Origin of the sequence: Micrococcus sp. TCR-5 (assembly GCF_052220525.1) — a bacterium.
GTDB classification, from domain to species: domain Bacteria; phylum Actinomycetota; class Actinomycetes; order Actinomycetales; family Micrococcaceae; genus Micrococcus; species Micrococcus luteus.
Map to the genome: position 1 here is coordinate 58,276 of NZ_JBQPDO010000006.1, position 24,597 is coordinate 82,872.

The 24,597-nt window shown below is 73.4% G+C and carries 21 protein-coding genes and 1 pseudogene; 13 read left to right on the forward strand and 9 right to left on the reverse strand.

Annotation, left to right across the window (positions count from 1 at the left end):
* The first annotated feature begins 191 nt into the window (after positions 1 to 191).
* The 3 genes from ACTSKS_RS05160 to ACTSKS_RS05170 are packed head-to-tail and all read left to right on the forward strand — an operon-like array spanning position 192 to position 2,919.
* Entirely contained in the window at positions 192 to 1,040 is an 849-nt protein-coding gene (locus tag ACTSKS_RS05160; protein WP_206481957.1) for an ABC transporter ATP-binding protein, read from the forward strand.
* The gene (locus ACTSKS_RS05165) at positions 1,037 to 2,056 is read left to right on the forward strand and encodes an aliphatic sulfonate ABC transporter substrate-binding protein (protein WP_206481959.1); all 1,020 of its coding nucleotides are present in this window, start codon (positions 1,037 to 1,039) and stop codon (positions 2,054 to 2,056) included. The genes ACTSKS_RS05160 and ACTSKS_RS05165 overlap by 4 nt, the downstream gene beginning before the upstream one ends.
* Positions 2,053 to 2,919, forward strand: coding sequence for an ABC transporter permease (locus ACTSKS_RS05170; RefSeq protein ID WP_442927348.1), 867 nt, complete (start codon positions 2,053 to 2,055; stop codon positions 2,917 to 2,919). The genes ACTSKS_RS05165 and ACTSKS_RS05170 overlap by 4 nt, the downstream gene beginning before the upstream one ends.
* A gap of 31 nt (positions 2,920 to 2,950) precedes the next feature.
* Here ACTSKS_RS05170 and ACTSKS_RS05175 read toward each other — a convergent pair whose 3' ends face one another.
* Positions 2,951 to 4,207: an acyl-CoA dehydrogenase family protein gene (locus tag ACTSKS_RS05175; RefSeq protein ID WP_010079560.1), complete on the reverse strand. Its 1,257-nt coding sequence runs from the start codon at positions 4,205 to 4,207 to the stop codon at positions 2,951 to 2,953.
* Positions 4,208 to 4,417: 210 nt separating this feature from the next.
* Between ACTSKS_RS05175 and acs the strand changes: the two genes are divergently transcribed.
* Positions 4,418 to 6,622 carry an acetate--CoA ligase gene (gene acs, locus ACTSKS_RS05180; protein WP_145950560.1) on the forward strand — a complete coding sequence of 735 codons (2,205 nt, stop codon included), beginning with the start codon at positions 4,418 to 4,420 and terminating at the stop codon, positions 6,620 to 6,622.
* Here acs and ACTSKS_RS05185 read toward each other — a convergent pair.
* The 3 genes from ACTSKS_RS05185 to ACTSKS_RS05195 all read right to left on the reverse strand — a co-directional run bounded on the left by ACTSKS_RS05185 (position 6,571) and on the right by ACTSKS_RS05195 (position 9,726).
* Positions 6,571 to 7,860, reverse strand: a complete 1,290-nt coding sequence (locus ACTSKS_RS05185) for a M20 metallopeptidase family protein (protein ID WP_036336723.1) — start codon at positions 7,858 to 7,860, stop codon at positions 6,571 to 6,573. The two genes, acs and ACTSKS_RS05185, sit on opposite strands and share 52 nt — an antisense overlap.
* A gap of 51 nt (positions 7,861 to 7,911) precedes the next feature.
* The gene (locus tag ACTSKS_RS05190) at positions 7,912 to 8,709 is read right to left on the reverse strand and encodes a hypothetical protein (protein WP_036336726.1); all 798 of its coding nucleotides are present in this window, start codon (positions 8,707 to 8,709) and stop codon (positions 7,912 to 7,914) included.
* A gap of 138 nt (positions 8,710 to 8,847) precedes the next feature.
* Positions 8,848 to 9,726: a siderophore-interacting protein gene (locus ACTSKS_RS05195; protein WP_036336727.1), complete on the reverse strand. Its 879-nt coding sequence runs from the start codon at positions 9,724 to 9,726 to the stop codon at positions 8,848 to 8,850.
* A 203-nt stretch (positions 9,727 to 9,929) separates the two neighbouring features.
* Here ACTSKS_RS05195 and ACTSKS_RS05200 point away from each other — a divergent pair, with 203 nt between their 5' ends.
* The 7 genes from ACTSKS_RS05200 (at position 9,930) to hutG (ending at position 16,552) form a co-directional block, all read left to right on the forward strand.
* Positions 9,930 to 10,808 (forward strand): EamA family transporter, encoded by an 879-nt coding sequence (locus tag ACTSKS_RS05200; protein ID WP_282963273.1) that lies wholly within the window; start codon positions 9,930 to 9,932, stop codon positions 10,806 to 10,808.
* A 15-nt stretch (positions 10,809 to 10,823) separates the two neighbouring features.
* Complete coding sequence (locus tag ACTSKS_RS05205) at positions 10,824 to 11,630, forward strand: DUF1648 domain-containing protein (protein ID WP_043279474.1); 807 nt, start codon at positions 10,824 to 10,826, stop codon at positions 11,628 to 11,630.
* Between the two features lie 8 nt (positions 11,631 to 11,638).
* Positions 11,639 to 12,175 carry a metallophosphoesterase family protein gene (locus ACTSKS_RS05210; protein ID WP_036315813.1) on the forward strand — a complete coding sequence of 179 codons (537 nt, stop codon included), beginning with the start codon at positions 11,639 to 11,641 and terminating at the stop codon, positions 12,173 to 12,175.
* Between the two features lie 209 nt (positions 12,176 to 12,384).
* A complete protein-coding gene (locus ACTSKS_RS05215) occupies positions 12,385 to 13,317 on the forward strand; it encodes a hypothetical protein (RefSeq protein ID WP_049147891.1) in 933 nt (310 codons plus the stop codon).
* Positions 13,318 to 13,541: 224 nt separating this feature from the next.
* Positions 13,542 to 14,912, forward strand: a complete 1,371-nt coding sequence (locus ACTSKS_RS05220) for an O-acetylhomoserine aminocarboxypropyltransferase/cysteine synthase family protein (protein ID WP_036315810.1) — start codon at positions 13,542 to 13,544, stop codon at positions 14,910 to 14,912.
* Positions 14,913 to 14,915: 3 nt separating this feature from the next.
* Positions 14,916 to 15,431 carry a CoA-binding protein gene (locus tag ACTSKS_RS05225; protein WP_036315806.1) on the forward strand — a complete coding sequence of 172 codons (516 nt, stop codon included), beginning with the start codon at positions 14,916 to 14,918 and terminating at the stop codon, positions 15,429 to 15,431.
* 74 nt (positions 15,432 to 15,505) lie between these two features.
* The gene (gene hutG, locus ACTSKS_RS05230; RefSeq protein ID WP_036315803.1) at positions 15,506 to 16,552 is read left to right on the forward strand and encodes a formimidoylglutamase; all 1,047 of its coding nucleotides are present in this window, start codon (positions 15,506 to 15,508) and stop codon (positions 16,550 to 16,552) included.
* Between the two features lie 131 nt (positions 16,553 to 16,683).
* Here the strand turns inward: hutG and ACTSKS_RS05235 are convergent, their stop codons facing one another.
* The 3 genes and pseudogenes from ACTSKS_RS05235 to ACTSKS_RS05245 form a co-directional block, all read right to left on the reverse strand.
* Positions 16,684 to 17,148, reverse strand: coding sequence for a hypothetical protein (locus ACTSKS_RS05235; RefSeq protein WP_138976771.1), 465 nt, complete (start codon positions 17,146 to 17,148; stop codon positions 16,684 to 16,686).
* Between the two features lie 254 nt (positions 17,149 to 17,402).
* Positions 17,403 to 18,725, reverse strand: a complete 1,323-nt coding sequence (locus ACTSKS_RS05240; protein ID WP_306432500.1) for a type I restriction-modification enzyme R subunit C-terminal domain-containing protein — start codon at positions 18,723 to 18,725, stop codon at positions 17,403 to 17,405.
* Positions 18,714 to 19,748: pseudogene (locus ACTSKS_RS05245) on the reverse strand (DEAD/DEAH box helicase family protein); the annotation flags it as partial. The gene ACTSKS_RS05240 and the pseudogene ACTSKS_RS05245, both read right to left, overlap by 12 nt.
* A gap of 62 nt (positions 19,749 to 19,810) precedes the next feature.
* Between ACTSKS_RS05245 and ACTSKS_RS05250 the strand changes: the two are divergent.
* Positions 19,811 to 20,923, forward strand: a complete 1,113-nt coding sequence (locus ACTSKS_RS05250) for a helix-turn-helix domain-containing protein (RefSeq protein ID WP_029248264.1) — start codon at positions 19,811 to 19,813, stop codon at positions 20,921 to 20,923.
* A complete protein-coding gene (locus ACTSKS_RS05255) occupies positions 20,920 to 21,459 on the forward strand; it encodes a hypothetical protein (protein WP_003038432.1) in 540 nt (179 codons plus the stop codon). Before ACTSKS_RS05250 ends, ACTSKS_RS05255 begins: the two co-directional genes overlap by 4 nt.
* Positions 21,460 to 21,736: 277 nt before the next feature.
* Here ACTSKS_RS05255 and hutH read toward each other — a convergent pair whose 3' ends face one another.
* The gene (gene hutH, locus ACTSKS_RS05260) at positions 21,737 to 23,350 is read right to left on the reverse strand and encodes a histidine ammonia-lyase (protein ID WP_036341290.1); all 1,614 of its coding nucleotides are present in this window, start codon (positions 23,348 to 23,350) and stop codon (positions 21,737 to 21,739) included.
* 29 nt (positions 23,351 to 23,379) lie between these two features.
* Positions 23,380 to 24,585 carry an imidazolonepropionase gene (gene hutI / locus ACTSKS_RS05265; RefSeq protein ID WP_145951192.1) on the reverse strand — a complete coding sequence of 402 codons (1,206 nt, stop codon included), beginning with the start codon at positions 24,583 to 24,585 and terminating at the stop codon, positions 23,380 to 23,382.
* Positions 24,586 to 24,597 lie beyond the last annotated feature (12 nt).

Genomic DNA, 24,597 nt, shown 5'->3' on the forward strand with positions numbered 1-24,597 from the left:
GCTGGGCTCGGGCCGTGACCGCCGGCCGGCCCGGGCCCGGCGGCGCCCCCGGTGTGACGCCCGTGTGACCCCCCCCCCCCCCGGCGCCGGCGGCGGGGCAGACTCGCAGCCGACCGGGCCCGCGGTGGTCTACTGGCATCCGTATCCGTCCGGCGCCGACACCGACGACGAAGCGACGATGGGAGCCCTCCATGAGCGTGCACGCGCCTTCCCGTGCCACCGCCTCCACCCCGGTCCGGGACGAGGACCGTCACAGCCTCGACGTCGTCTTCCGCGGCGTCGGGCGCACGTTCCCCACCGCGGACGGACCACGCGTCGTCCTGCGCGACGTGGACCTGACCGTGGCGCCCGGCGAGGTGCTCGCCGTGATCGGCGCCTCCGGCTGCGGCAAGTCCACGCTGCTGCGCGCCGTGGCCGGCCTGGACCCGGACTTCGACGGAGAGCTGCTGATCGACGGCTCGCCCGTGCGACCCTACGACGAGCGCACCGCCGTCGGCTTCCAGGAGCCGCGCCTGCTGCCCTGGCGCACCCTGCGCCGCAACGTGGAACTCGGCCTGCCCCGGGGGCTGGACCGCGCCGCGGGCCGGTCCCGCGTGCAGGAGCTGCTCGAGCTCGTGGGCCTCGCGCCCTTCGCGGAGCACCGCCCCCGGGAGGTCTCCGGCGGCATGGCCCAGCGGGCCTCGCTCGCCCGCGCCCTGGCGCGCCGCCCCGGCGTGCTGCTTCTCGACGAGCCCTTCGGCGCCCTCGACGCCCTGACCCGCCTGAAGATGCAAGACCTGCTGCTGGACGTGCACGCCGCCACCGGCACCACCGTCCTGCTCATCACCCATGACGTGGAGGAGGCCCTGCAGCTCGCCGACCGCGTGCTGCTGCTCGCCCGTGACGTCCCCGCGCCCGACGGCGCGGCCCGCCCCGGAGCGACCGTGGGGCGGATCGTGGACGTGCCGGGGGCCCGTCCCCGCGACCGCGCGGACGTCCGCCTGGCCCGGCTGCGCGCCGAGCTCCTCGAGGGCCTCGGCGTCGAGAGCCACGCCCGATGAGCGTCGCCGGCTCCGCACGCCTGACCCGTCGCACGGCGCTCGGCCTGCTGGCCGCGTCCCTGCCCCTGGGCCTGAGCGGATGCGTCCTGCAGGGTGAGGCGACGGCCGGGCCGGTGAACGGTCCGGACACGCTGAGCATCGACTACGCCACCTACAACCCGCTCTCCCTCGTGATCCGCCACCAGGGATGGCTGGAGGAGACGCTCGCGCCCCACGGCGTCCGGGTGAACTGGGTGTTCTCCGCCGGTTCCAACAAGGCCAACGAACTCCTGCGCTCGAACTCCGTGGACATCGGGTCGACGGCCGGCTCCGCCGCGCTGCTGAACCGGGCCAACGGAGCGCCCACGCGCATCGTGGGCATCGCCTCGCGACCGGAGTGGTCCGCGCTCATGGTCCCGCCCGGCTCGGACATCACGGACGTCGCCCAGCTCGCGGGCCGCACGGTGGCCGCCACGCGCGGGACGGACCCGTACTTCTTCGCCGTGCAGGCGCTCGAGGCCGCCGGGGTGGACCCGGCCGACGTCGAGATCCAGAACCTGCAGCACGCCGACGGCCGCGCCGCCCTCGCCGGCGGATCGGTGGCCGCGTGGTCCGGGCTCGACCCGATCATGGCCAAGGCCGAGGCCGAGGGCGCCCGCTTCCTGTACCGGGACCTCGCCCTGAACACGTTCTCCGTCCTCAACGCCACGGAGTCCTTCCTCGAGGAGGACCCGGAGACGGCCCAGACCGTCCTGGACACGTACGAACGCGCCCGCGCCTGGGCGCTCGAGCACCCGGACGAGACCGTCGGGATCCTGGCCGAGGCCGCGAAGATCTCTCCCGACGTCGCCCGCACCGTGATCCTCGAACGCACCAATGCGGACGTCAGCCTCGTGCCGGGCCAGGAGCTGCTCGACGCCCTGACGGGGGTCGGACGGATCCTGGTCGACACCGGGTCCGTCGACTACCAGCACCAGGTGGACGCCGCGCTGGCGAGCATCCTGGACACCCGTTTCGCCGAGGAGGCCATCCGATGAGCACCGCCCTGACCACCCCCGCCGCGACGACGGGCCCCGAGGCGCGCGAGCGGTCGGGTCACGACGACGGCGACACAGGGGCGCGCCGACGGCAGCAGCCCCGGGTGCTGGACCGGCCCGGCGCCCGGGCGGTGGTGGGGCTGGCCGCGCCCGCTGTCCTCCTGGTGCTGTGGTGGGCGGTGACGGCCGCCGGGCTGCTCTCCGCGGTGCAGCTGCCCTCCCCCGGCGCGGTGCTGAGCGCCGGCGTCAACCTGCTGGAGCGGGGCGACCTGTGGCTGCACGTGGGGATCTCCACCCAGCGCGTGCTGCTGGGCTTCCTGCTCGGCGCCGCACTCGGGCTGGCCGTGGGGTCCGCGCTCGGGCTGTCCCGGTGGGCGGACGCGCTGTTCGCCCCGCTGATCGGGGCGCTGCGCGCGGTGCCCTCGCTGGCCTGGGTGCCGCTGCTGATCCTGTGGATGCAGATCGGCGAGGAGTCCAAGGTCACCCTCATCGCGATCGGCGCGTTCTTCCCGGTGTTCACCACCGTCTACGCCGCCCTGCGCCATGTGGACCCGCACCTGGTGGAGGCCGGTCGGGCCTTCGGCTACCACGGGCTGTCCCTGCTGCGGACGGTGCAGCTGCCCGCCGTGGTGCCGGCCGTGTTCTCCGGCCTGCGGCTGGCCCTGGCCCAGGCCTGGCTGTTCCTGGTGGCCGCGGAGCTGATCGCCTCCTCGATGGGCCTGGGCTTCCTGCTCACCGACTCGCAGAACAACGGACGCACGGACCGCCTGATCCTGGCGATCATCCTGCTCGCCGTGCTCGGCAAGCTCACCGACTGGCTGCTCGGCCTGCTGGAGCGCCGGGCCCTGCGCCGCTGGGCCTGAGCCCGGCACGTCCGGCCGCCCGGTCGTCGGGTCAGTCCCCCTCGGGGACCTCGCCGGCCGACGTGTAGGCGGTCGGCGGGGTGCCGTTCACGAGCCAGTCGCCGGCCATGCGCACCTTGAACGCCGCCGGGTCGTGGGTGGCGAGGGTGCGGGCGTTGCGCCAGTGCCGGTCGAGCCGCAGCGTGGCCGACGTCGCCGACGCGCCGAGCGTGTCGAAGATGCGGGTGCACACCTCGAGGACGGCCTCCGGCACCACGGCCTGGGCCCGGTACGCGGCCGCCATCGCCTCGGCGGACGCCGCCACGACGTCGGCCTCCGCCGGGCCGGCCCCGTCGGCGCCGTCCTGCCCCTCGTCGAGCAGCCGCCCGATCTCGCGCACCATCAGCTCGGCCGCGGCCTGCCGCCCGGCCAGCTGCCCCATGATCTCGAGGAGCTGGGGGTCGTCCTTGGGCAGCGCGGCCGTGCCGGTGTTGAAGGTGCGGCGCCGCTGCCGCAGCAGCTGCGTGCCCTCCGTGAGCGCCGCCCGGCCGATCCCGGCCTGCAGCGCCAGCAGGGTCGCCTCCATGAGCACGGGCACGGGCCCGTCCTGCCGCGGCACCTCGAGCAGCTCCTCGGCCGCGGCGTCGTCGAGCACCACGGACCCGGTGGCGGTCAGGCGCTGGCCGAAGCCGTCCCAGTCGTCCTTGATGCCCACGCGCGGCTGACGCACGCGCACGACGGCGACGGCCCGGTCCGGCTCGCGGACCGCGCCCCCGGCCCGCTTGGAGTTCCGGCGGGAGACGAGGTCCGCCCCCTCGATGCCCACGGTCGCGGCGGTCCACGTGGCGAAGGCCGAGCCGGTCGCGTAGTACTTCTGCCCCCGCACGACCCAGGTGCCGCCCTCGTCCCGGCTGGCCAGGGTGGCGGCACGGCCCGGCGCGGCCCCGCCGGCGCGTTCGGCCAGGGCGGAGCCGGCCCAGTCCCCGTCGACGATGTGCCGCAGCCACCGCTCCCGACGGGCGGGCGCCTGGTCCATGGCCGTGGCGATGAACACGAGGTGGGAGCGCCAGACGTGCGCGGTGTTCACGTCCCGGGCGGCCAGGTCCATGAGCAGGCGCAGCACGGTCTCGCTGCCGCCGCCCTCGCCGCCCGCGTCCTCGGGGACACCGACCTTGCCGAACCCGGCGGCCTGCAGCTCCCCGAGGGCGGCGAACGGCAGGTGCCGGCCCGCCTCGCGGGCCCGCTCGCCGTGGGCGACGGAGTCGAAGGCGTCGGCGTACCGGGCGGCGAGGGTGGCGTAGGTGGTCATGGCCCTACTCTGACACGCGCGGGCGGGCCGGCGGCCGGGGCGACCCGGCCGTGGGACGGGATCCACACCGGCCGCCGTCGCCCTGGCCCGCGCCGGGCGCCCGCGGGGGTCCGGCGGGCCGAGCATGACCGCCGGTGACGACGGCGGGCGGGGCGCCGTCGTCGTCGTCCCTAGCCTGGTCGGACCCGCCGACCAGGAGGACCGCCGCCCATGACGCCCACCGAGGACCCCGCCCGCCCCGACCCGGCCGAGGAGGGCGCCTCCGGGGCCGTCCGCGGACCGAACGACGGCGTGCCCGCCGCGGCCCTCGCCACGCTGCCCGGCCCCCTCCCGCAGGCGCTCGTCGACGCCGCCGACCCGGACGTCCACCCCGGCCGCCCGGCGGACCGGCTGCACGGCGGGCGCGGCGACGGCCGCCCGGTGGCCGAGTCGGACCGGCTCGCGTTCTGGGAGGCGGCCGGCCGACGTCTGAGCTGGGAGCGGCCCTTCACCCGGACGCGCTCCCTCACCGCCCCGGACCCGGCCGCCGAGCGCGGCCCGGAGATCCGCTGGTACGAGGACGGCACCCTGAACGTGGCCGTGAACTGCGTGGACCGGCACGTGGCGGCGGGGCGCGGGGAGAAGGTCGCCCTGTACTTCGAGGGCGAGCCCGGCGACCGCCGCGCCGTCACCTACGCACAGCTGCAGCGCGAGGTCGCCCAGGCCGCGAACGCCCTCGAGGAGCTGGGCATCGAGGCGGGCGACCGCGTCGTCGTGTACCTGCCCGTGCTCGTCGAGACGATCGTCATCACGCTGGCGTGCGCGCGGATCGGCGCCGTGCACTCGCTCGTGTTCGGTGGGTTCTCGGCGGAGGCGCTGCGGTTCCGCGTCGAGGACACGGGCGCCAAGCTGCTCGTCACCACCGACGGCCAGTTCCGCCGCGGTGCCGCCGTCCCCGTGAAGGCCAACGCGGACGAGGCCGTGTCCGGGGACAACGCGATCGAGCACGTCCTCGTCCTGGACCGCACGGGCCACCGGGACATCCCGTGGACCGAGGGCCGGGACCTGTGGTGGCACGACGTCGTGGACCGCCAGCCGGACACCCACACCCCGCGCGCCTTCGACGCGGAGCACCCGCTGTTCATCATGTACACCTCCGGCACCACGGGACAGCCCAAGGGGCTCGTGCACACCTCCGGCGGGTACCTCGCCGCGGCCTCGTGGACGCACGACTTCCTGTTCTCCCACCCGGACCCGGCACGGCGCGACGACGACGTCCACTGGTGCACCGCGGACCTGGCCTGGGTCACCGCGCACACCTACGAGATCTACGGTCCGCTCTCGAACGGGGTCACGCAGGTGATCTACGAGGGCGTGCCGAACGCCCCGCACCCGGGCCGGCACTTCGAGGTGATCGAGCGCTACCGGGTGACGAGCTACTACACGGCGCCCACCCTGATCCGCTCGCTCAAGGGCTGGCATCCGGACGGGATCCCGGCGCACGCGGACGGCGGCCCGGACCTGTCCTCGATCCGTCTGATCGGCACCGTGGGCGAGTCCGTGAACCCGGAGGCCTGGACGTGGGCGCGGACCCAGATCGGCCGGGACACCCCGGACCTGCCGATGGTGGACACGTGGTGGCAGTCCGAGACGGGCGCCACCGTGCTCTCCCCGCGCCCCACGGACACGGCCTTCAAGCCGGGCTGCGGCTCCCGGCCCCTGCCGGGGGTGGACGTGGCCGTGGTCGACGACGACGGCGCCCCCACGCCCGAGGGCCTGCAGGGTCGGATCGTGGTCACCCGCACCTCGCCGTCGATGGCCCGGACCGTGTGGCAGAACCCGGCCCGCTACTTCCACTCGTACTGGGAGGACTACGCGGACCAGGGCGAGGCGGGCTGGTTCCTCGCCGGCGACGGCGCCAAGCGGGACGAGGACGGCGACGTCTGGATCCTCGGGCGCGTGGACGACGTCATCAACATCTCCGGGCACCGGCTGAGCACCATCGAGATCGAGTCCGCCCTCGTGGCGCACCCGGAGGTGATCGAGGCGGGGGTGTGCCCCGTGCCGCACGAGACCACCGGGCACGCCGCCGTCGCCTTCGTGGTGGCGCACGAGAGCTGGCTGGCCGGCGATGACGGCCCCGGCGCCTCCGCCGCCGACCGCGCCGAGGAGCTGCGGCGGCACGTGGGGCGGGTGATCGGGCCGGTGGCCAAGCCCGCCGAGGTGGTCTTCGTCCCCGACGTGCCCAAGACCCGTTCGGGCAAGATCATGCGGCGGCTGCTGACGCAGCTGCACCAGGGCACCGCGCTCGGGGACACCACGAGCCTGCAGAACGAGCCGTGCGTCGGGCAGATCGCCGAGGTGCTCCGGGCCGGCCGCCGCGCTCAGGACGCCGGCACCGGCGCCGTCCGCAGCGCCAGCTCGGCCAGCACCTGAGCGGCCCGCGGCACCACGGCGTCGTCGAACACGGCCTGCGGGGAGTGGTTGACCGGGGCCTCGTCCGGGTCCACGCCCTCCGGGACGGCCCCGAGCAGGACGTAGGCGCCGGGCACGCGCTGGAGGACCTCGGAGAAGTCCTCGCTGCCGGGCTCGGGCTCGGGCAGCTCCCGGTAGGCGTCGGCCCCGTAGAGGTCCTCCACGGTTCGGCGGACGAAGGCCACCGCGTCCGCGTCGTTGGCCGTCACCGGGAACGCGCTGTCCGTCCGGACCTGTGCGCTCATGCCGTGCGCCGCGGCGATCCCGTGCACCATGCGCTCCACGGCCGAGAGCAGCCGGGCTCGGGCGGGCGCGGAGAAGGTCCGCAGGGTGAGGGCGAGGGTGGCGCTGTCCGGGATGATGTTGGCCGCCGTGCCGGCGCTCAGGTGCCCGACGGTCGCGACCACCGGGTCGAAGGCGTCGAACTGCCGGGTGACCACGGACTGCAGCGCCAGCACCATCTCGGCGGCCACGGGCACCGGATCCTGGGCGAGGTGCGGCACGGAGCCGTGCCCGCCTCGACCGTGCACCGTCACCACCAGGTCGTCGCAGCCGGCCTGGATCGCCCCCGGGCGGCTGAGCAGGACGCCGCGCGGGTACGTGCCCGAGGAGACATGGATCGCGTAGGCGGCGTCCACCGGCCGCCCGGCCGCCTCCAGCAGTCCCTCCTGGATCATGTGCAGGGCGCCGCCGCCGGTCTCCTCCCCGGGCTGGAACATGGCCACCACGTCCGCGGTGAGCTCCCCACGACGGCGCACTAGCCAGGCCAGCGCGCCGTAGAGGCCGGCGGTGTGCAGGTCGTGGCCGCAGGCGTGCATGGTGCCCGGCACGGAGGGGGCGTACTCCAGCCCGGTCTCCTCCGTGACGGGCAGGGCGTCCATGTCCCCCCGCAGCAGCACGACCGGCCGCCGGGCCCCCTCCGGCAGCGGGGCCCCGCCGCGCAGCACCACGACGACGGAACTCAGCGCCCGGCCCACGCTCGTCTCCAGCGCGGGGCGGCCGGTGGCGGCATCCTCCCCCGCCTCGGCGCGCAGGGCCTCGAGCCGCTCGAGGACGGCGGCCTGGGTGCGGGGCAGGTGCAGGTCCAGCTCCGGATGTCCGTGGAGGAGGCGGCGGAAGGCGATCGCCTCCCGGGCGATGTCCTCCGGCAGGCCCGGGGCGAGGGCGTTCGCGGGCGGGGTGGGGGCGGTGCGGTCCATGAGGACATCATGCCGTGGCGCCCCGCCGGCCCACCCGGATCGCGCAGCGGGTCAGCCGGCCAGCTCCTGCAGCTCGGCCAGGTCGAAGACGTCCTCCGAGGCGGGGGCCTCGGGCGCCTCGACCGCGTTCCACTCGGTGAAGGTGGCATTCGCGTCCACGTCCTCGTCCTCCGAGTTCACGTCCTCGAGACGGTAGAGGGTCGTGCTCTCCGGGTCGATCAGCATCGTCCGGCCGAACTCGTGGTGCTCCTCGGGCAGCGCGTACTTGAGGTACTTCCTGCCCTCGAGCTCCACCTCCTCGGCCTTCAGGTCCTTGCCGTCGAAGGCGTCCGCGGCGGGCATGTCCTCTTCGAGGTCGGACATGATCTCCTCCAGTGAGATGTCCATCTGCGCGGCCTGCTCGGCGTTCGTCTTGATCCAGCGGTCGCCCACGAGGGTGGAGAACATGCCCATCTCCGGGGGCAGGTCGTCACCGTCGGCCTTGAGCTTGAAGAACACGTCGGCGTCCCGGCGCAGGACCTCGATGGCCATGGTGGCCGCCCCCATGTCCACGTTCATGGTGCCCCGGAGGTGGGAGTCGTCGGTGGCGCCGGCGAGGTCCACGTTCGCGGACTGGATGGCGTCCGTGCCCAGGGAGGCGGAGGGCGACGCCGAGGCCGACGCGTCGTCCTTGTCCTCCTCCTTGTCGGCGGCGGTGCCCTCCATCTTCAGGCGCAGGCTCTCGGCATCCACGACCTTCTGGCGGACCTCGGGCCAGCTCTCCTCCAGCGTCGGGTCGGAGGCGCAGCCGGTGAGCAGCAGACCGGAGGCGGCGAGCATGCCGACGGCGAGGCGTGCGGGCGTCTTCATGGGGACTCCTTCACAGAGGTGCGGACGTGCCGGCGGCCGGGGACCGCCGGACGATGTCGCGTCGACCCTCTCACGTCACCCCTGGCCCGTCATGCCCTGAGGGACGCCGGAACTTCTACTGTGCCGACCCTGTGCGGGTCAGCCGCCGGTGGTGCCGTCCTCGAAGATCTGCCCCGCCGGGGTCTGCTTCTCCGCCTGGAACACGTCCTCGGCGCGGCCGTAGGCCCAGTACGCGCTCACCGACAGCTGCCGCCGGTCCACGCCGCGCACGTCCGTGAGGTGCGCCCGGACGCGCTTGACCTGCTCCCGCTCGCCGTGCACGAACGCGTGCACCCGTCCGTCCCGCCACGCCGCGTCCTCGACGGCGGCGGCGAACCGCGTCGTCTCCGGGGTGAAGGGGCCGCCGCGGTGCAGCCAGCGCACCTCGACGCCGGCCGGCGCGGTCAGGGGCACCTCGTTCCGGGCGTCGGTCACCTCGATCAGCGCGAGACCGGCCGCCGCGGCGTCCGTGGCGGCGAGGTCCTCGAGGGCGGCGGCGATCGCCGGCAGCGCGGACTCATCGCCGGCGAGCAGGTGCCAGTCCGCGGTGGGGTCGGGTCGGTAGGCGCCGCCCGGGCCCAGGAACGCGACCTGCTGCCCCACCGGCTCGGACGCCGCCCACGCCCCGGCCAGGCCGCCGTCGTGCCCGGGGGCGGCGCCGTCGCCGTCCGCGCCGTGGACCACGAAGTCGACGTCCATGGTGCGGGCGGCCGCGTCCATGCGGCGCACCGTGTAGGTGCGGCGGACCGGCAGCTGCTCCGGGGCGAGACGCTCGCGGAGGGCGTCCAGGTCGTACGGGGGTTCGAGGCCGAGCGCGGGGTCGGCGAAGAGCAGCTTCACGTACTGGTCCGTGGCGCCCTTCTCCGCCCAGCGGGCGTGGACGGCGTCGAACTGCTCGCCGCCGAGGGTCAGGCGCACGAGGTGCGGGGTGAGCCGGCGGGCGGCCACCACGGTGAGGACGGTCTGGGGCCGGGCCATGCGGGCCTCCTGGGGTCGGGGGCGGGGTCTGCGCGGGCACGCGTCGCCCACCCTCCCACGACGAGGCGGATTAGCGCACGTCAGCGTGACGTTTCCCCGCGGCGTCGGGGTCGGCGGAACCGGGCCCCCCGGTGGTCCTCCGGCAGCAGCGGTCCCGCGCCGGCCGGGGCCGGGGTGGCGCGGCGCGCCCCTAGGCTGAGCCCGTGCGTCTCGTCCTGCTCGTCCTGCTCTCACTGCTGAGCCAGCAGCTCGGCGCGTCCGTGGCGGGCCTGCTGTTCGACGACGTCGGCGCGTCCGCCATGGTCGCCCTGCGCGTGGTGTTCTCCGCGGCCGTGCTGCTGCTCGTCACCCGGCCGAGCCGCGCCGCCCTCGCCGGCCTGGGCCCCCGGGGGTGGGCCGCCGTCGTCGGGCTGGGCGCGGCCATGACCGGCATGAACCTGGCCATCTACGAGGCGTTCGCACGGATCCCGCAGGGCGTGGCCGTGACGTTCGAGGTGCTCGGGCCGCTGGCGCTGTCCGTGGCGGCGCGGCCGTCGTGGCGGTCGGCGGCGTGGGCGGCCCTCGCGCTCGCCGGGATCGGGGTGCTCGGCCGGGAGGGGTTCAGCGCGGGCGGCGGGATCGGCGGGGCGGGACTGGACCCGGTGGGGGTGGCGCTCGCGCTGGCCGCGGCGGCGTGCTGGGCGGCGTACATCCTGCTCTCGCGGCGCGCGGGGACCCATCTGCCGGGGGTGCAGGGGCTGGCCCTGGCGACGGCCGCCGGGTCCCTCGTGGCGCTGCCGGTCGGCGTCGCGACGGCGGGGGCGGCCCTGCTCTCTCCCGTGGTGCTGGGCGTGGGGCTGGCCGTGGCGCTGCTGTCCACGGCGGTGCCGTACGGGATCGACCTGCAGGTGCTGCGCCGCATGCCGACCGCGCTGTTCTCCCTGCTGACGTGCCTGTCGCCGATCGCGGCGGCGTTGACCGCGTGGGCCGTGCGCGGGCAGGAGCTCACCCCGCTGGACCTGGCGGGGACGCTGCTGGTGATCGCGGCGTGCGCGGCCGCCGTCTGGACGGGCCGGTCACCGGGTGTGGCGGGCAGGGGCTGAGGCTAGCCTGTGTCGATGCCCCACCCGTCCCGTCCCGCCCCCGACGACGTCCCCGCCGCCGAGCGCGCCGCCCTGCGCCGTGGCCGGCTGCGTCCGTGGCTGCCGTTCCTGCTCGCGGCCGTGCTGTGCCTGGCGCTGCTGGGGTGGGCCCTCGTCGCCCTGCCGGGCCTGCCGGAGCGCGTGCCCACGCACTGGGGCGTCGACGGGCGGCCGGATGCGTGGGAGGACACCTCGTTCGGCACGGTGGCGGCGGGGCCGCTGATCGGCCTCGGCATGACGGGTTTCCTGGCGCTGGTCTCCGCTATGGTCACCGCCCTCACCCCCACGGATCCGGGACTGTCCCCGTGGCGGCGCGTGCGCCAGACGGGGGTGCACCGCGGGGTCCAGGAAAGCCTCGGGTGGTCGTGCGTGCTCATCGTGCTGGTGCTGGCCCCGACGACGGCCGAGGTGCTCGCCGCCGGGGCGTGGACGATGCCGTGGTGGCTCCTGCCCCTCACACTGACCGTGCTCATGGTGGGCATCTTCCCGGTACTGCGGGCCGGAACGCAGCGGTGGACGCGCTGGTCGGACCGCGTCGCGGCGGACCTCGAGTACCGGCCCACGGCCGCGGAACGCGCCGAGGACGAGATGTGGACGCCCCTGGGGCTCAAGCGCGACCCCGAGGACCCGGCTGTCTTCCCCGCCAAGCGTCCCGGCTACGGGGTGGGCGCGACGGTCAACCTCGCCACCCCGGTGGGCCGGTGGCTGGTGCGCGGATTCGTGGCCGTGTTCATCGTCGGCCTGCCGCTGGCGATCTGGCTCGGCGCGTACGCGGCACGGTGAGGCGGACCGTGCCCGACGACGACGCCGCCCGCCTGCTCCTGATCGCGGACACCCACATCCCGCGGCGCGCCCGCGCTCTGCCCGCGCAGGTGTGGGCCGAGGTGGCGCGGGCCGACGTCGTGCTCCACGCCGGCGACTGGGTGGCCGAGGACGTGCTCGACGACCTCGACGCGAGGGCCGCCCGGCTGGTGGGCGTGTGGGGCAACAACGACGGGCCTGGGCTGCGGGCGCGGCTGCCCGAGGTGGCGCGCGTGGAGATCGGCGGGGTGCGGATCGCGATGGTCCACGAGACGGGCCCGGCGGCCGGCCGCGAGCGCCGCATGGCCGCGGCGTTCCCGGACGCGGACGTGCTGGTCTTCGGGCACAGCCACATCCCGTGGGACACCGTGGCCGGTCCGGACACCGCGAACCCGGGGCTGCGGCTGCTCAACCCCGGCTCCTGCACGGACCGGAGGCGGCAGCCGGTGTGCACCCTGATGCGCGCGGTGGTGCGGGGCGGGCGGCTCGAGGACGTGGAGCTGGTGTCCGTGGACCGCACGCCGTGACCGACGGGCCGGCCGCTCCCCCCTGCAACGCTGGTTGAGTTATCACGGGTCCAGGCGGCTCGCGCCCGTGATAACTCAACCCGCGTCGCGCCGGTGCCACCATGACCGGCGGGCCGGCCGCTCCTGCACAGCCACCACGACGACGGCGGCCCTCCCCAGGGCGCGTCGGTTCGGCCCGTCGCAGGGCCGGGGGGCGGCAGGCTCACCCCATGACCGCGCGCACGCCCCTGCCGTCCACCCTCGCCGCGGGCGCCTTCACGACGGCCGAGCTGCACGCCGCCGGCCTGCCGTGGCGCCGCACCCTCGCGGCAGACCTCGCCCGGATCTGCCGCGGCGTGCACACCGCGGGCATCCCCGACCCGTGCGCCCCGGACGGCGCGGCCGCGCTGGTCCGCCTCACGGGCGGGGTGGTCTCCCACGTCTCTGCCGCCCTCTGGCACGGACTGCCGCTGCCGCCCCGCCTCGCGCGGCCCGCCGGACTGCACCTGACCTTCGACCGCTCCGCGCGCACGCACCGGACCGACCTGGACGGCGTCGTCAGCCACCGGGTGCGGCTGCCCTCCGACCACGTGCTCGAGCTTCCCGACGGCCAGCGCGTCACGACGGCGGCGCGCACCTGGTTCGACCTCGCCGGGATGCTCCGCCCCCACGAGGTGGACTGGCTCATCGCGGACGGCGACCACCTGGTGCGTCCGCCGTGGACGCCGACGGGCCGGGCGGACCCCGTGGCCACCGTGTCCGAGCTGTCGGAGGTGCTCGCCCGCTGCCGTGGCCGGCCGGGTGTCCGTCTCGCACGTGCCGCGCTGGCGGAGGTGCGCGTCGGGGCCGACTCCCCGCCCGAGACCTTCCTCCGGCTCGCGCTGATCCGGGCCGGGCTGCCGGAGCCGGAGCTGCAGGTCGCCGTCGACCCGGCCGACCCGGCCTCGCCCGTCGTGGACCTCGGGTACCGGGGGGCGCGCCTGGCCCTCCAGTACGACGGCGCCGGCCACCGCACGGCTCAGCAGCAGGCGAGGGACGCCCGTCGGGACGCGTACTGCCTCGAACGGGAATGGACGACCCTGCGCTGCACCTGGGAGGACCAGCGCGCTGGGTTCGGGCGGATCGTGGGGCTGGTCCGGCGTCGGCTCGCCCGCACGCGCTGATCCGCCCCCGCCCGTCCAACGCGGGTTGAGTTGTCATGGGTCCCGTCCAACGCGGGTTGAGTTGTCACGGGTCCAGGCCCGCGTAACCGGTGATAACTCAACCCGCGTTGCACGGCACCGGCCGGCGCCGCGTGACGCTCTGCGACGTGCCCACCCTGCCCCCGGCGCGCCTCGCCCGGGACAATGGGGCGGACTGTCCCGAAGCCTCCATCGAAAGGACCCCCGTGGCTGACCACGAGTTCGGCTTCCGCACCCAGGCGCTGCACGCGGGCGCCGTCCCGGACGCCGTCCACGGCTCCCGCGCGGTGCCGATCCACCAGACCAGCTCCTTCGTGTTCGAGTCCGCCGAAGACGCCGCCAACCTCTTCGCGCTGCAGAAGTACGGCAACATCTACTCGCGGATCGGCAACCCCACGGTCGCCGCGTTCGAGGAGCGGGTCGCCACGCTCGAGGGCGGGATCGGGGCCGTCGCGACGGCGTCCGGCATGGCCGCCGAGTTCGTCACCTTCGCGGCCCTCGCCGGGGCCGGCGACCACATCGTGGCGTCCTCCAAGCTGTACGGCGGCACGATCACCCAGCTGGACGTCTCCCTGCGCCGGTTCGGCGTCGAGACCACGTTCGTGGACTCCGCCGAGGCCGCGGACTTCGAGGCCGCCCTCCAGCCCAACACCAAGGCCGTCTACACGGAGATCGTCGCCAACCCCTCCGGTGACGTCGTGGACCTGCCGGGCCTGGCCGACGTCGCCCACCGGCACGGCGTGCCGCTCGTCGTGGACGCGACCCTCACCCCGCCCTACCTGATCCGGCCGATCGAACACGGCGCGGACATCGTCATCCATTCGGCCACGAAGTTCCTCGGCGGGCAGGGCACCACGCTCGGCGGCGTCGTGGTGGAGTCCGGCCGCTTCCCGTGGGACAACGGCAAGTTCCCGTCCATGACCGAGCCCGTGCCCTCGTACGGCGGCGTCTCCTGGTGGGGCAACTTCGGCGAGTACGGTTTCCTCACCAAGCTCCGCTCGGAGCAGCTGCGCGACTTCGGCCCGTCGCTGGCCCCGCAGTCGGCGTTCCAGCTGCTGCTCGGCGTCGAGACGCTGGCCCCGCGCATGGACGCCCACCTGGCGAATGCGCAGGCCGTGGCGCAGTGGCTGGACGAGGACCCGCGCGTCTCCTGGGTCCGCTACGCCGGCCTGCCCGACCACCCGCACCACGCCCGCGCGCAGCAGCTGCTGCCCCGGGGCGTCGGCTCGGTGTTCAGCTTCGGCGTGGCCCCGGCAGCCACGGACACCGACGACGGCGCCTCCGGCCCGGAGGCCGGGCGCGCGACGGCGTCGCGCTTCATCTCCGCGCTGCAGCTGGCCTCCCACCTGGCCAACATCGGCGACGCGAAGACGCTGGTGCTGCACCCCGCCACGACGACCCATCAGCAGCTCACCGCCGAGCAGCTCGTGGCCGCGGGCATCCCGGCGGACCTCATCCGCATCTCGGTGGGCATCGAGGACCTCGAGGACATCCTCTGGGACCTGGACCAGGCCCTGACCGAGGCCACCGGCCGCGCCCGCGACGGCGCCGTCGTCCCCGCAGAGCAGGAGGCCTGAGCCATGAGCACCACCCACCCCGAGCGCACCTGGACCGGCCCCGGCGCCCCCGAGCGCCTGGCGATGCTGCGGCGCACCCGGTCGATCGCGATCGTCGGCGCCTCGGACAAGCCGGCCCGTGCGTCCTACTTCGTGGCCACGTACCTGCTGAGCTCGACCACGTACGACGTCTACTTCGTGAATCCCGTGCTCGCCGCGGCCGGCAAGGAGATCCTCGGCCACCGCGTGTACGCCTCGCTGGACGGCCTGCCCGTCACCCCGGACCTCGTGGAGGTGTTCCGCAAGTCCTCCGACGCCCCCGAGGTGGTGGCGGACGCCGCCCGCGTGGGCGCCCGGACCGTGTGGCTGCAGCTGGGCATCTGGAACGAGGACGCCGCGCGCCAGGCCGAGGCCGCGGGCCTGGAGGTCGTGATGGACCGCTGCGTGAAGATCGAGCACGCCCGCTTCCACGGCGGGCTCAACCTCGCCGGCTTCGTCACCGGCGTGATCAGCTCGCGGCGCCAGGAACTGGACCGCTAGGCGGGCGACGCCCCGTGTCGGGCGTCGTCCGGCCGTCGTTGCGCACCCGCCCGTCGATGGCGTGGGATGGTCCCATGACCTCCGAGCTCCCCTCCTCGTCCCTCTCCCCCGCCTGGACCGGCCGCACCGACGGTGACACCCCCGAGCACCTGCGCTGGCACCAGGTCGTCCGCCCCGCCGACGGCCGCGGCGAGCCCACGACGCCGCAGCGCGACCCCGGCGCCGGCGCTCCGACGTCGGGCGCGCGGTCCACGGCGCTCATCGGCTTCGCCTCGGACGAGGGCGTGCGCCGGAACCACGGCCGCGTGGGAGCCGAGGACGGCCCGGAGGCGCTGCGCGGTGCGCTCGCCTCGCTCGCGTACCTCGAGGGCACGGGCGCGCTCGTGGACGCGGGCGACGTGTCCGTGGACCGCGGCGACGACGACGCCCCGGGCGAACTCGAGGCGGGCCAGGCCGAGCTGGGCACAGTGGTCAGCGGGCTGCTGAACGCCCACGACCTGGCCGTGGTGCTCGGCGGCGGACACGAGACCGCCTACGCCTCGATCACGGGCCTGACCGGCTCCACGCGCGTGGCTGCTGGCACCCGCGTGGGCATCCTCAACCTGGACGCGCACTTCGACCTGCGCGAGGCGCCGCGGCCCAGCTCCGGCACCCCGTTCCTGCAGGCGCTGCGGGACGCCGAGGGGGCGGAGCATCAGCTCTCCTACGCGGTGGTGGGCATCAGCGAGGCCAACAACACCCGGGCCCTGTTCGACACCGCGCGCGAACGCGGGGTCACGTGGGTGACCGACGAGCAGGCCCAGACCGCCGACGTCACCGGCGTGCGCCGCTGGGTGCGCTCCTTCATCAACGCCGTGGACGTGCTCTACCTGACGATCGACCTGGATGTGCTGCCGGCCGCCGTCGCCCCAGGGGTGAGCGCACCGGCCGGCTTCGGCGTGCCGTACGAGGTGATCCACGCGTGCGCGCTGGAGGCCACCCAGTCCGGGAAGCTGGCCCTGGCCGACGTCGTGGAGCTCAACCCCGCCCTGGACGTGGACGGCCGCACGGCGAAGGCCGCGGCCCGGCTGATCCACACGATCGTCAGCCGTCACCGGACGGACGCGTCGCTGCTGGCCTGAGCGGGCCGGGGTCCATTCGGGCGCGGGGGCCGCACCGCGAGGGCCGCGGTGCGGCTGATCCACACGATCGTCGGCCGCCACCGCCGCTGAGGTAGCGAGGTGCGTTGAGGGTCACTCAGCCTCTGTGATGATCAGAAAGCAGACTCTGCATCTTCCAGAGCTTCTTTAAGAACCTCCACGCCTGATTTTGGCTGAGCCGGGCACACCTCCGGCCTCGGGCAGAGCACAGAGATGAGCATCCAGATCGCCAAACGAATCTGCCCAGTCGGATTGATCCCCTCCACGGCTCCCGCTGCAATCTTCTTTGTCGCTGCGATTGCCAAGGCGACGACCGGTCGAGGAAGACCTGCCGTGGCGAGGGCTGTCCTGATGCGAGCGGCTGCTTCATCGATGTATTCGCCTGGATCTAGCGCATTCGCCACCTCGGCAAGTACCTGGCACATAGCATGGCGCCGCACTCGTCCACGCCCCTGTTCGCCGTAGGCTACGGCAAAATCGAGAAGGTGCGTACGAACTTCCCGGATGCTTTCCGTGACCAGAAGGTCACCAGCCAACTGAAGCACTTCATCGATTCGACGACGTCGCTCACATTCCATTGGGGAAGTCTGTCTATCGGCACCCTCCGGCCCTGGGGGCAGAGCGATCAATGTCTCTGTTGGTGGGGTAACGCCCGGACCTGGGGAAGAGCCACAGTGCGGACAACGTGCACGAGCAGTTTCTTTCCTATGGCCTCGCTTGGGGGCCCTGGGGCAGGTGACGGGAGTCATGTCTGAACACTACGTGAGCAGTCATAGAAACTGGAGGCTCGCAGAAGGGCGGATATCACGACTCGGCTCACCGTCCGGTCAGGTCATGCGACGACGCCGCGCGCCTCGTCCCCGCCCGCGTTCGCTTCTGGTCCCGGCACCATCGCAGACGTCCGGACGAGGTCCAGCCGCTCGCGCAGGGAGTACACCTGCGCCTCCTCGGACAGGCCGAACGGCCCCCCGGGGGCGTCGTCCGTGTAGGGAGATTCGAACAGCCGGCCGGCGTCCAGGACGCCATTGGCGGTAAGCTCCTCCACCATGTGACCCAGGAAGCGGATCCGCGCCTGGGTGAGCGTCCGGTCCTGGACGAAGTCCGCGACCACGCCCTGCGCGGCGGCACGATCCATCCCCACTAGCATGCGCACGAACAGGCCCAACTGTCCCTCGCCCTCGGACTTCGCCGCGGCCAGGTGCGCGTCCTCGGCCCCGATGCTCCGGAGCAGCTGTTCGAGCGACTCCAGGTCCGGCTCGGTGAGCTGCTTGCCGTGGCGCAGCTTCTGCAGCGCCAGCGAGGACTCGTTGTGGCGCAGCGGCTCGCTGACCTTGGCCCAGAACCGTTCGATGTCCACGCCGGGCGTCGGCCGCACGACGTCGACCTCCTCAAGCTGCGTGAGCGTGTCCGCAAAGTCCGTGTATACGCGGGAGCGGCGGACCTTCTCGATGAACTGGACGAGCCCGCGCAGCTTCTTCCGGGCGTGCTCGAGCATGCCGAGAGTGACGCCCTCCCACCATTCCTCCCCGGCCACGGCCTCGAGGAGGATGATCTGTTCCTTCACGGCGGGGATGGCGTCCTTGGAGAGCAGGTTCTCCCCGAGGGACTGCACCGTGGCCCGGATGCGCTCGGCCGTGCCAGCCTCCCCGGTGAGGTCTGCCAGCTGCCGGCGCACGATGAGCAGGTCGAAGCGCTTGGCGTCGACGTCCTCCCCCGGCAACCCGGTGACCACCCCGGCCAGCGCACGTGCCCGTTCGGCGGCCTGGGCGCTCAGGGACGTCCACGCCTCAGGCCGCTGGAACTCCTCGACCTCCCGGCGGAGAGGGCGGGCCAGGACGTTCTCGAGGGTCAGGCGGGCGATGGCCGCCTGCAGCTCCTCGGCGGCGGTGCGGCGCAGCTCGCGCACCGCGCGTTCCTCCGGCCCGACGGCGGCGGGCGCCCCAGCGTCATCGTCCAGGGCGTCGAGGGCGACGACGAGCGCGAGCCGGTCCTCGAACAACCGCTGGGTGAGGGACCTCTGGGTGAAGCCGTCGGACTCCGGGAGGTCCTGGTTGAAGAACTCGAGGTTCTGGCACCAGTCGAAGACGAGGAAGTCCTCCTTGTCCCTCCCCGGCCCGTAGAGGTCCGGGCGCAGGCGGGTGCCGCGGCCGATCATCTGCCAGAACTTGGTCTTGGAGCGGATGAGCTTGAAGAACACGAGGTTGACGACGTCGGGCACGTCCACCCCCGTGTCCAGCATGTCCACGCTGATGGCGATGTGCGGGGCCTTGCCGGGGGTCTTGAAGTCGTCCAGCAGGGCGTCCGGGTAGCGGCTGGCGTGGGTGATGATCTGGGCGTACCGGCCGCCGAGCTCCGGCCACTGGGCGTCGAACCGCTGCAGGATGAACTCGGCGTGCGGCTGGTTCTTGGCGAAGACGATGGTCTTGCCGAGCCGTTCGCTGCCGGCCACCTTGTGGCCGTGCTCCCTGAGGGTGGAGAGCACGCGGTCCACGGTGTCCGCATTGAAGAGGAACCGGTTGATCTCCTCGCTCGAAACCTCCTCGGGCGCCTCGTCCTCGCCCCAGTCCAGCGCGTCCCAGGCCTCCTGCTCCTCGGCGGGAAGCTGATCGTACCGGGTGCCGCGACGCAGGAAGGTGGTGCCCACGGAGACGCCCCGCGGCGGCACCAGGAACCCGTCCGCCACGGCCTCGTCGAGGGTGTAGGCATCAGTCGGCACGCCGGGCTCGAGGCCGAAGAGGCCGTAGGTGTTCCGGTCGATCTCGTCCTTGGGGGTGGCGGTGAGGCCCACGAGAAGGGCATCGAAGTGGCGGAAGATCTCGCCGTACTTGGCGTATACGGACCGGTGGGCCTCGTCCACGATCACCAGGTCGAAGTATCCGGGGTCGAAGCGGGCGCCCTGGCCGGTGGACTCCTGGATGAGGCCGAGCATGGTGGGGTAGGTGGAGGCGTAGACGCGTCCCTCCCCGTGCCGGTTCTTCAGCAGGTTCACGGTGGTGCCGACGAAGCCGTGCTCCACGAAGGCGTCCGCGGCCTGCTTCACGAGGGCCTGCCGGTCCGCCAGGAAGAGCACGCGCTTGACCCATCCGGCGCGGGCCATCTGGTCCACCAGGGCGACGGCGGTGCACGTCTTCCCGGTGCCGGTGGCCATCACCAGCAGTGCGGCGCGGCGCTTGTTCTCGAACGCATCAGCGTATGCGACGAGGGTTCACCGCCAGTGCCATGTGTGCGAGAATCGCACACATGTCGCCGACCACTCCTCATTCGCTGGGTGCCCGTGTACGTGCCGCGCGGGAGCGTCGCGGGATGTCCCAGCAGGACCTAGCTACCGCCGTTGGCCTCGAGCGCACCATGGTCAACCGGATCGAAGGCGGACAACGGAAGGTCACTGCCCTGGAGCTGGCCTCCATCGCCGATGCCCTGGGAACCCGAATGCAGTCGTTCTTCACCGAGCCTGCGCCAGCGCTCGTCTCGCACCGTTCCGCCCAGGGGTTGGATACCACCGAGTCGGCCGTGGACCACCTGCTGGCCGAACTCCTCGCAGACGTCGAGTTCCTGCACGGCCTGCATCCCATCGAGGGGTTCGGCGTGCGGGACCCCTGGGAGCAGCCCAAGTCCGTTCACGAGGCCGACGACATGGCCGCCCGGGCACGCGAGCACGTCGGGTATACAGCAACGGAACCCGTAAAGGACCTCCAGGCGCACCTGGCCACTGCTGGCCTGCTCCTGTTCTCCCGCAACTTCGGCGTGGACGCCGCTGACGCGGGAACGGTGCTCCTCGCCGAGGGCGGCATCTCCCTGGTGAATTCCACCCCCAAGGTCGGGCGACGCCGCCTCTCCGCCGTGCACGAGCTTGGGCACTACCTACTTGCCGATGAATACACGGTGGACTGGCGCACCGCCCACACCGGCCCGGACATCGAGGGTCGCCTCGATCGGTTCGCTCGAGCATTTCTCCTGCCAGCAGCTGTCCTTTTACAGGAATGGCCCGCCGCAGCTCACTCAGGCGATGTCCGCACTGCCGCTGTGAAGATCGCCGGCACCTACCTGGTGGACATGTCGACCCTGGCCCGCCGACTCCACGACCTGGAATTGGTGGACGCTTCCACGGCAAACGACATCCGCGCTGTGCAGACCACGCAGACGGACATCATCACCCACGATCTGTACCCGTCTGACGAGATGGCAGGCACTACCCAGCCCCGGGTGTACCAGAAGCACGTCATCGCGCTGTTCGAGGCCGAGAAGCTCTCGCGTGAACGCACACTCGACCTCTTGGATGGGACTTTCGACGACGACGACCTTCCGGACCTTCCCCCACGTCAGGAACAGGAGATCTGGGAGTACGTCTCGTGACCGCCGTTCCGGAGACCTACGTCTTCGATACGGGACCACTGCGCCATTTCACCCTGAAAGGATGGCTCGGTGTGCTCAAGTTCCTGACAGCCGGCCATGCCGTGATTCCGGAGAGTGTGGAGCAGGAGATCAGGGACCAGCAGTACCAGCACCCAGATCTCCGGCAGATCTTGGACGCCGAATGGATCGTCGTGGACCGCAGCGAGGACCTCGAGTTCCTCGCGGCCTTCGCCCGATACGAGGAGCACCTTGTGGCGGGCGGTCGGAACCGGGGCGAATGCGGCGTTCTAGCCCTCGGTCGGACGCACGGGTATCGCATCGTGATCGACGACAACGTGCCCCGCGTCCTGGCCAAGCGCGAGAAGCTCGAGTGCACCGGCACCCTCGGGTTGCTCTGTGAGGCGATCCGCAAGGAGCAACTCACCGTTCCCATGGTTGAGAGCCTCGCTGACGATCTCATCATGGGCGATTACCGGCTTCCCTTCGGCCCAGGGGGATTCAAGTGCTGGGCCGAACAACAGGGACTCCTGGGATAAGCCCTTAGCTGGTGTCGTGCTGCAATCGGACTGATCGCGCCGTTCCGGCTTCACCGCACGACACCAACCACATGGCGTTGCCCGGATTGTCTCCCGCCTGATCCATACGATCGTCGGCCGGCACAGGACGACGACGGTGCTCCTCACCTGAGCCGAGGCGACCGGGCCCGACCCGCAGGCCGCCCCCTCCACACACAGAGTGGTCACGACACGCCGTCCCGTGCAGACGCACGCGGCATGTCGTGACCACTCTGTGGCGTCTGACCACTCTGTGGCGTCAGTGCCCCTCGGCCTCGGCGCCCTCGGACTCCTCGGCCAGGTCCTGCGGCTCGGCATCGGCGGATACGCCCGCGAGCGCCTCCGCCACGGCGGCCAGCACGGACCCGTCGCGCAGGGCCTGCTCGGCGGCGGCCAGCTGCGGGGCCATGTACTGGTCCGGGCCGGGGCCGGGCACGCCGGCCTCGCGGATCACGCGGACGGCGGCACCGGTCGCGGCGGAGGGCTGCAGCGGGGCGCGCAGCTCGATCGCGCGGGCGGCGGCCACGAGCTCGACGGCGAGCACGCGGCGGAAGTTCTCCACGGCCGAGCGCAGCTTGCGGGCGGCGTGCCAGCCCATGGAGACGTGGTCCTCCTGCATCGCGGAGGACGGGATGGAGTCCACGGACGCGGGCACGGCCAGACGCTTCATGTCCGAGACGAGCCCGGCCTGCGTGTACTGGGCGATCATCATGCCGGAGTCCACGCCCGGGTCGTCCACGAGGAACGCGGGCAGCCCGTGTGAGCGGGCCGGGTCCAGCATGCGGTCGGTGCGGCGCTCGGACATGCTGGCGACGTCGGCCACCGGGATGGCCAGGAAGTCCAGCACGTACGCCACGGGCGCCCCGTGGAAGTTGCCGTTCGAGCTCACCCGGCCGTCGTCGAGCACCACCGGGTTGTCCACGGTCGCGGCGAGCTCGCGCTCGGCCACGGTGCGCACGTACGCGAGGGTGTCGCGCAGGCCGCCGGCCACCTGCGGGGCGCAGCGCAGCGAGTAGGCGTCCTGCACGCGGGAGTCGCCCTCCTTGTGGCTGGCCACGATCGGCGAGCCCGCCAGGATCTTCAGCATCCGGTCGGCGGAGGTCGCCTGGCCCGGGTGGGGGCGCAGCGGCAGGTGCAGCTCCGGCACGAACACGCGGTCGGTGCCGAGCAGCGCCTCCACGGACATGGCGGCGGTGAGGTCCACGGTGTCGGCGAGCTCCTCGAGGTCGGCCAGCGCCATGATCAGCATGCCGAGCATGCCCTCGGTGCCGTTGACGAGGGCCAGGCCCTCCTTCTCCCGCAGCTCGACCGGCTCGATCCCGGCCTCGGCGAGCGCCTCGCCGGCCGGACGCAGCGCGCCGTCCTCCCCGACGACGTCGCCCTCGCCCATCAGCGCCAGGGCCACGTGGGAGAGCGGGGCGAGGTCGCCGGAGCAGCCCAGCGAGCCGAACTCGCGCACGGCGGGGGTGATGCCGGCGTTGAGCATGGCCACGAAGGTCTCGACCACCACGGGGCGCACGCCCGTGCGGCCGGAGGCCAGCGTGGTGGCGCGCAGGAACATCAGCGCGCGGACGACCTCGCGCTCCACCACGGGGCCCATGCCGGCGGCGTGGGAGCGGATCAGGGACTTCTGCAGCTGCGCGCGGGACTCGAGCGGGATGTGCTTGTCCGCGAGCGCGCCGAAGCCGGTGGAGACGCCGTAGGTGGGGGTCTCGGCCTCGGCCAGCGCCTCGACGTGGCGGCGCACCGCGCCGACGGTCTCGAGCACGTCGTCGGCGAGCACCACGCGGGCGTCGTGGCGGGCCACGGCGACGACGTCGTCCAGGGTGGCCCCGGACGTGCCGAGCGTGACGGTGGCGGGAGGGGTGGTCATGGTGATGCGTTCTCCTTGCTGTCGGTCGATCAGACGGCCCGGCGGCCGGCACGCCAGACCGCATGGGTCAGCGGCATGCCGGGGCGGTAGGCCAGGTGGATGGCGGCGGGGGCGTCGAGCACGTGCAGGTCGGCGCGCTTGCCGACCTCGAGGCTGCCGACGCGGTCCTGCGCCCGCAGGCCGATGGCCCCGCCGAGGGTGGCGGCGCGCACGGCCTCGGCGAGGGTCAGGTGCATCTGCAGCACGGCGGTGCCCACGTTGAAGTTCATGGACGTGGTGTAGCTGGTGCCCGGGTTGCAGTTCGAGGCCAGGGAGACCTCGATGCCGGCGTCGAGCAGGCGGCGCGCGGGCGCCAGCGGGGCGCGGGTGGACAGGTCGCACGCGGGCAGGCAGCCGGCCACGGTGCCGGGCGTGCCGGTGGCCGAGGCGCGGTCCCAGCCGGTCCAGGTGCCGGCGAGGGCCTCGACGTCCGCGTCGGAGAGGTGGTTGACGTGGTCCACGGAGGCGGCGCCGAACTCCACGGCCACGCCCACGCCCGGGCCCTGCTCGATCTGGTTGCCGTGCAGGCGCACGCCCAGTCCCGCCGCCACGCCCGCGGCGAGCACGCGGCGAGTCTGCTCGGCGTCGAAGGCGCCGGCGTCGCAGAACACGTCCACCCAGCCCGCGTGCTCCCGCACGGCCTCGAGCATCGGTCCGACGACGTCGTCGAGGTAGTCCTCCGCGTCCCGGCCCGGGGGCACGAGGTGGGCGCCGAGGAAGGTCACCTCGTCCACGAGGCCCTCCTCGCGCAGCCCGGCCAGCAGGCGCGCGTGGCGCGCCTCCTCCTCCACGGTGAGCCCGTAGCCGGTCTTGGTCTCGAGGTAGGTGGTGCCGCCGGCCACCGCGTCGGCCACCCGGCCGCGGACCAGCTCGGCCAGGCGGTCGTCCGAGGCGGCACGGGTGGCGGAGGTGGTCACGCCGATGCCGCCGGCCGCGTAGGACTCGCCCGCCATGCGGGCCTCGAACTCCGCGGAGCGGTCCCCGTCGAACACGAGATGCGTGTGGGAGTCCACCCAGCCGGGCAGCACGGCGCGGCCCTCGACGGACACCCGGTCGTCCGCCTCCGGGGCGTCCGCGGCGGCGCCGATCCAGGCGATGCGCTCGTCCTCGACGACGACGGCCGCGTCCGTGAGCACCCGCCCCTCGGGGTCGACGGTGGTCAGCTCGGCGATGTCGGTGATGAGCGTGGAGCGCATGGGGGCCTCTCT

Excerpts from the sequence above, each read along its gene's own strand:
- ACTSKS_RS05160 (WP_206481957.1), top strand. The coding sequence starts at position 192 with ATGAGCGTGCACGCGCCTTCCCGTGCCACCGCCTCCACCCCGGTCCGG.
- ACTSKS_RS05165 (WP_206481959.1), top strand. The coding sequence starts at position 1,037 with ATGAGCGTCGCCGGCTCCGCACGCCTGACCCGTCGCACGGCGCTCGGC.
- ACTSKS_RS05170 (WP_442927348.1), top strand. The coding sequence starts at position 2,053 with ATGAGCACCGCCCTGACCACCCCCGCCGCGACGACGGGCCCCGAGGCG.
- ACTSKS_RS05175 (WP_010079560.1), bottom strand. The coding sequence starts at position 4,207 with ATGACCACCTACGCCACCCTCGCCGCCCGGTACGCCGACGCCTTCGAC.
- acs (WP_145950560.1), top strand. The coding sequence starts at position 4,418 with ATGACGCCCACCGAGGACCCCGCCCGCCCCGACCCGGCCGAGGAGGGC.
- ACTSKS_RS05185 (WP_036336723.1), bottom strand. The coding sequence starts at position 7,860 with ATGGACCGCACCGCCCCCACCCCGCCCGCGAACGCCCTCGCCCCGGGC.
- ACTSKS_RS05190 (WP_036336726.1), bottom strand. The coding sequence starts at position 8,709 with ATGAAGACGCCCGCACGCCTCGCCGTCGGCATGCTCGCCGCCTCCGGT.
- ACTSKS_RS05195 (WP_036336727.1), bottom strand. The coding sequence starts at position 9,726 with ATGGCCCGGCCCCAGACCGTCCTCACCGTGGTGGCCGCCCGCCGGCTC.
- ACTSKS_RS05205 (WP_043279474.1), top strand. The coding sequence starts at position 10,824 with ATGCCCCACCCGTCCCGTCCCGCCCCCGACGACGTCCCCGCCGCCGAG.
- ACTSKS_RS05215 (WP_049147891.1), top strand. The coding sequence starts at position 12,385 with ATGACCGCGCGCACGCCCCTGCCGTCCACCCTCGCCGCGGGCGCCTTC.
- ACTSKS_RS05225 (WP_036315806.1), top strand. The coding sequence starts at position 14,916 with ATGAGCACCACCCACCCCGAGCGCACCTGGACCGGCCCCGGCGCCCCC.
- hutG (WP_036315803.1), top strand. The coding sequence starts at position 15,506 with ATGACCTCCGAGCTCCCCTCCTCGTCCCTCTCCCCCGCCTGGACCGGC.
- ACTSKS_RS05235 (WP_138976771.1), bottom strand. The coding sequence starts at position 17,148 with ATGGAATGTGAGCGACGTCGTCGAATCGATGAAGTGCTTCAGTTGGCT.
- ACTSKS_RS05240 (WP_306432500.1), bottom strand. The coding sequence starts at position 18,725 with ATGATCGGCCGCGGCACCCGCCTGCGCCCGGACCTCTACGGGCCGGGG.
- ACTSKS_RS05250 (WP_029248264.1), top strand. The coding sequence starts at position 19,811 with ATGTCGCCGACCACTCCTCATTCGCTGGGTGCCCGTGTACGTGCCGCG.
- hutH (WP_036341290.1), bottom strand. The coding sequence starts at position 23,350 with ATGACCACCCCTCCCGCCACCGTCACGCTCGGCACGTCCGGGGCCACC.
- hutI (WP_145951192.1), bottom strand. The coding sequence starts at position 24,585 with ATGCGCTCCACGCTCATCACCGACATCGCCGAGCTGACCACCGTCGAC.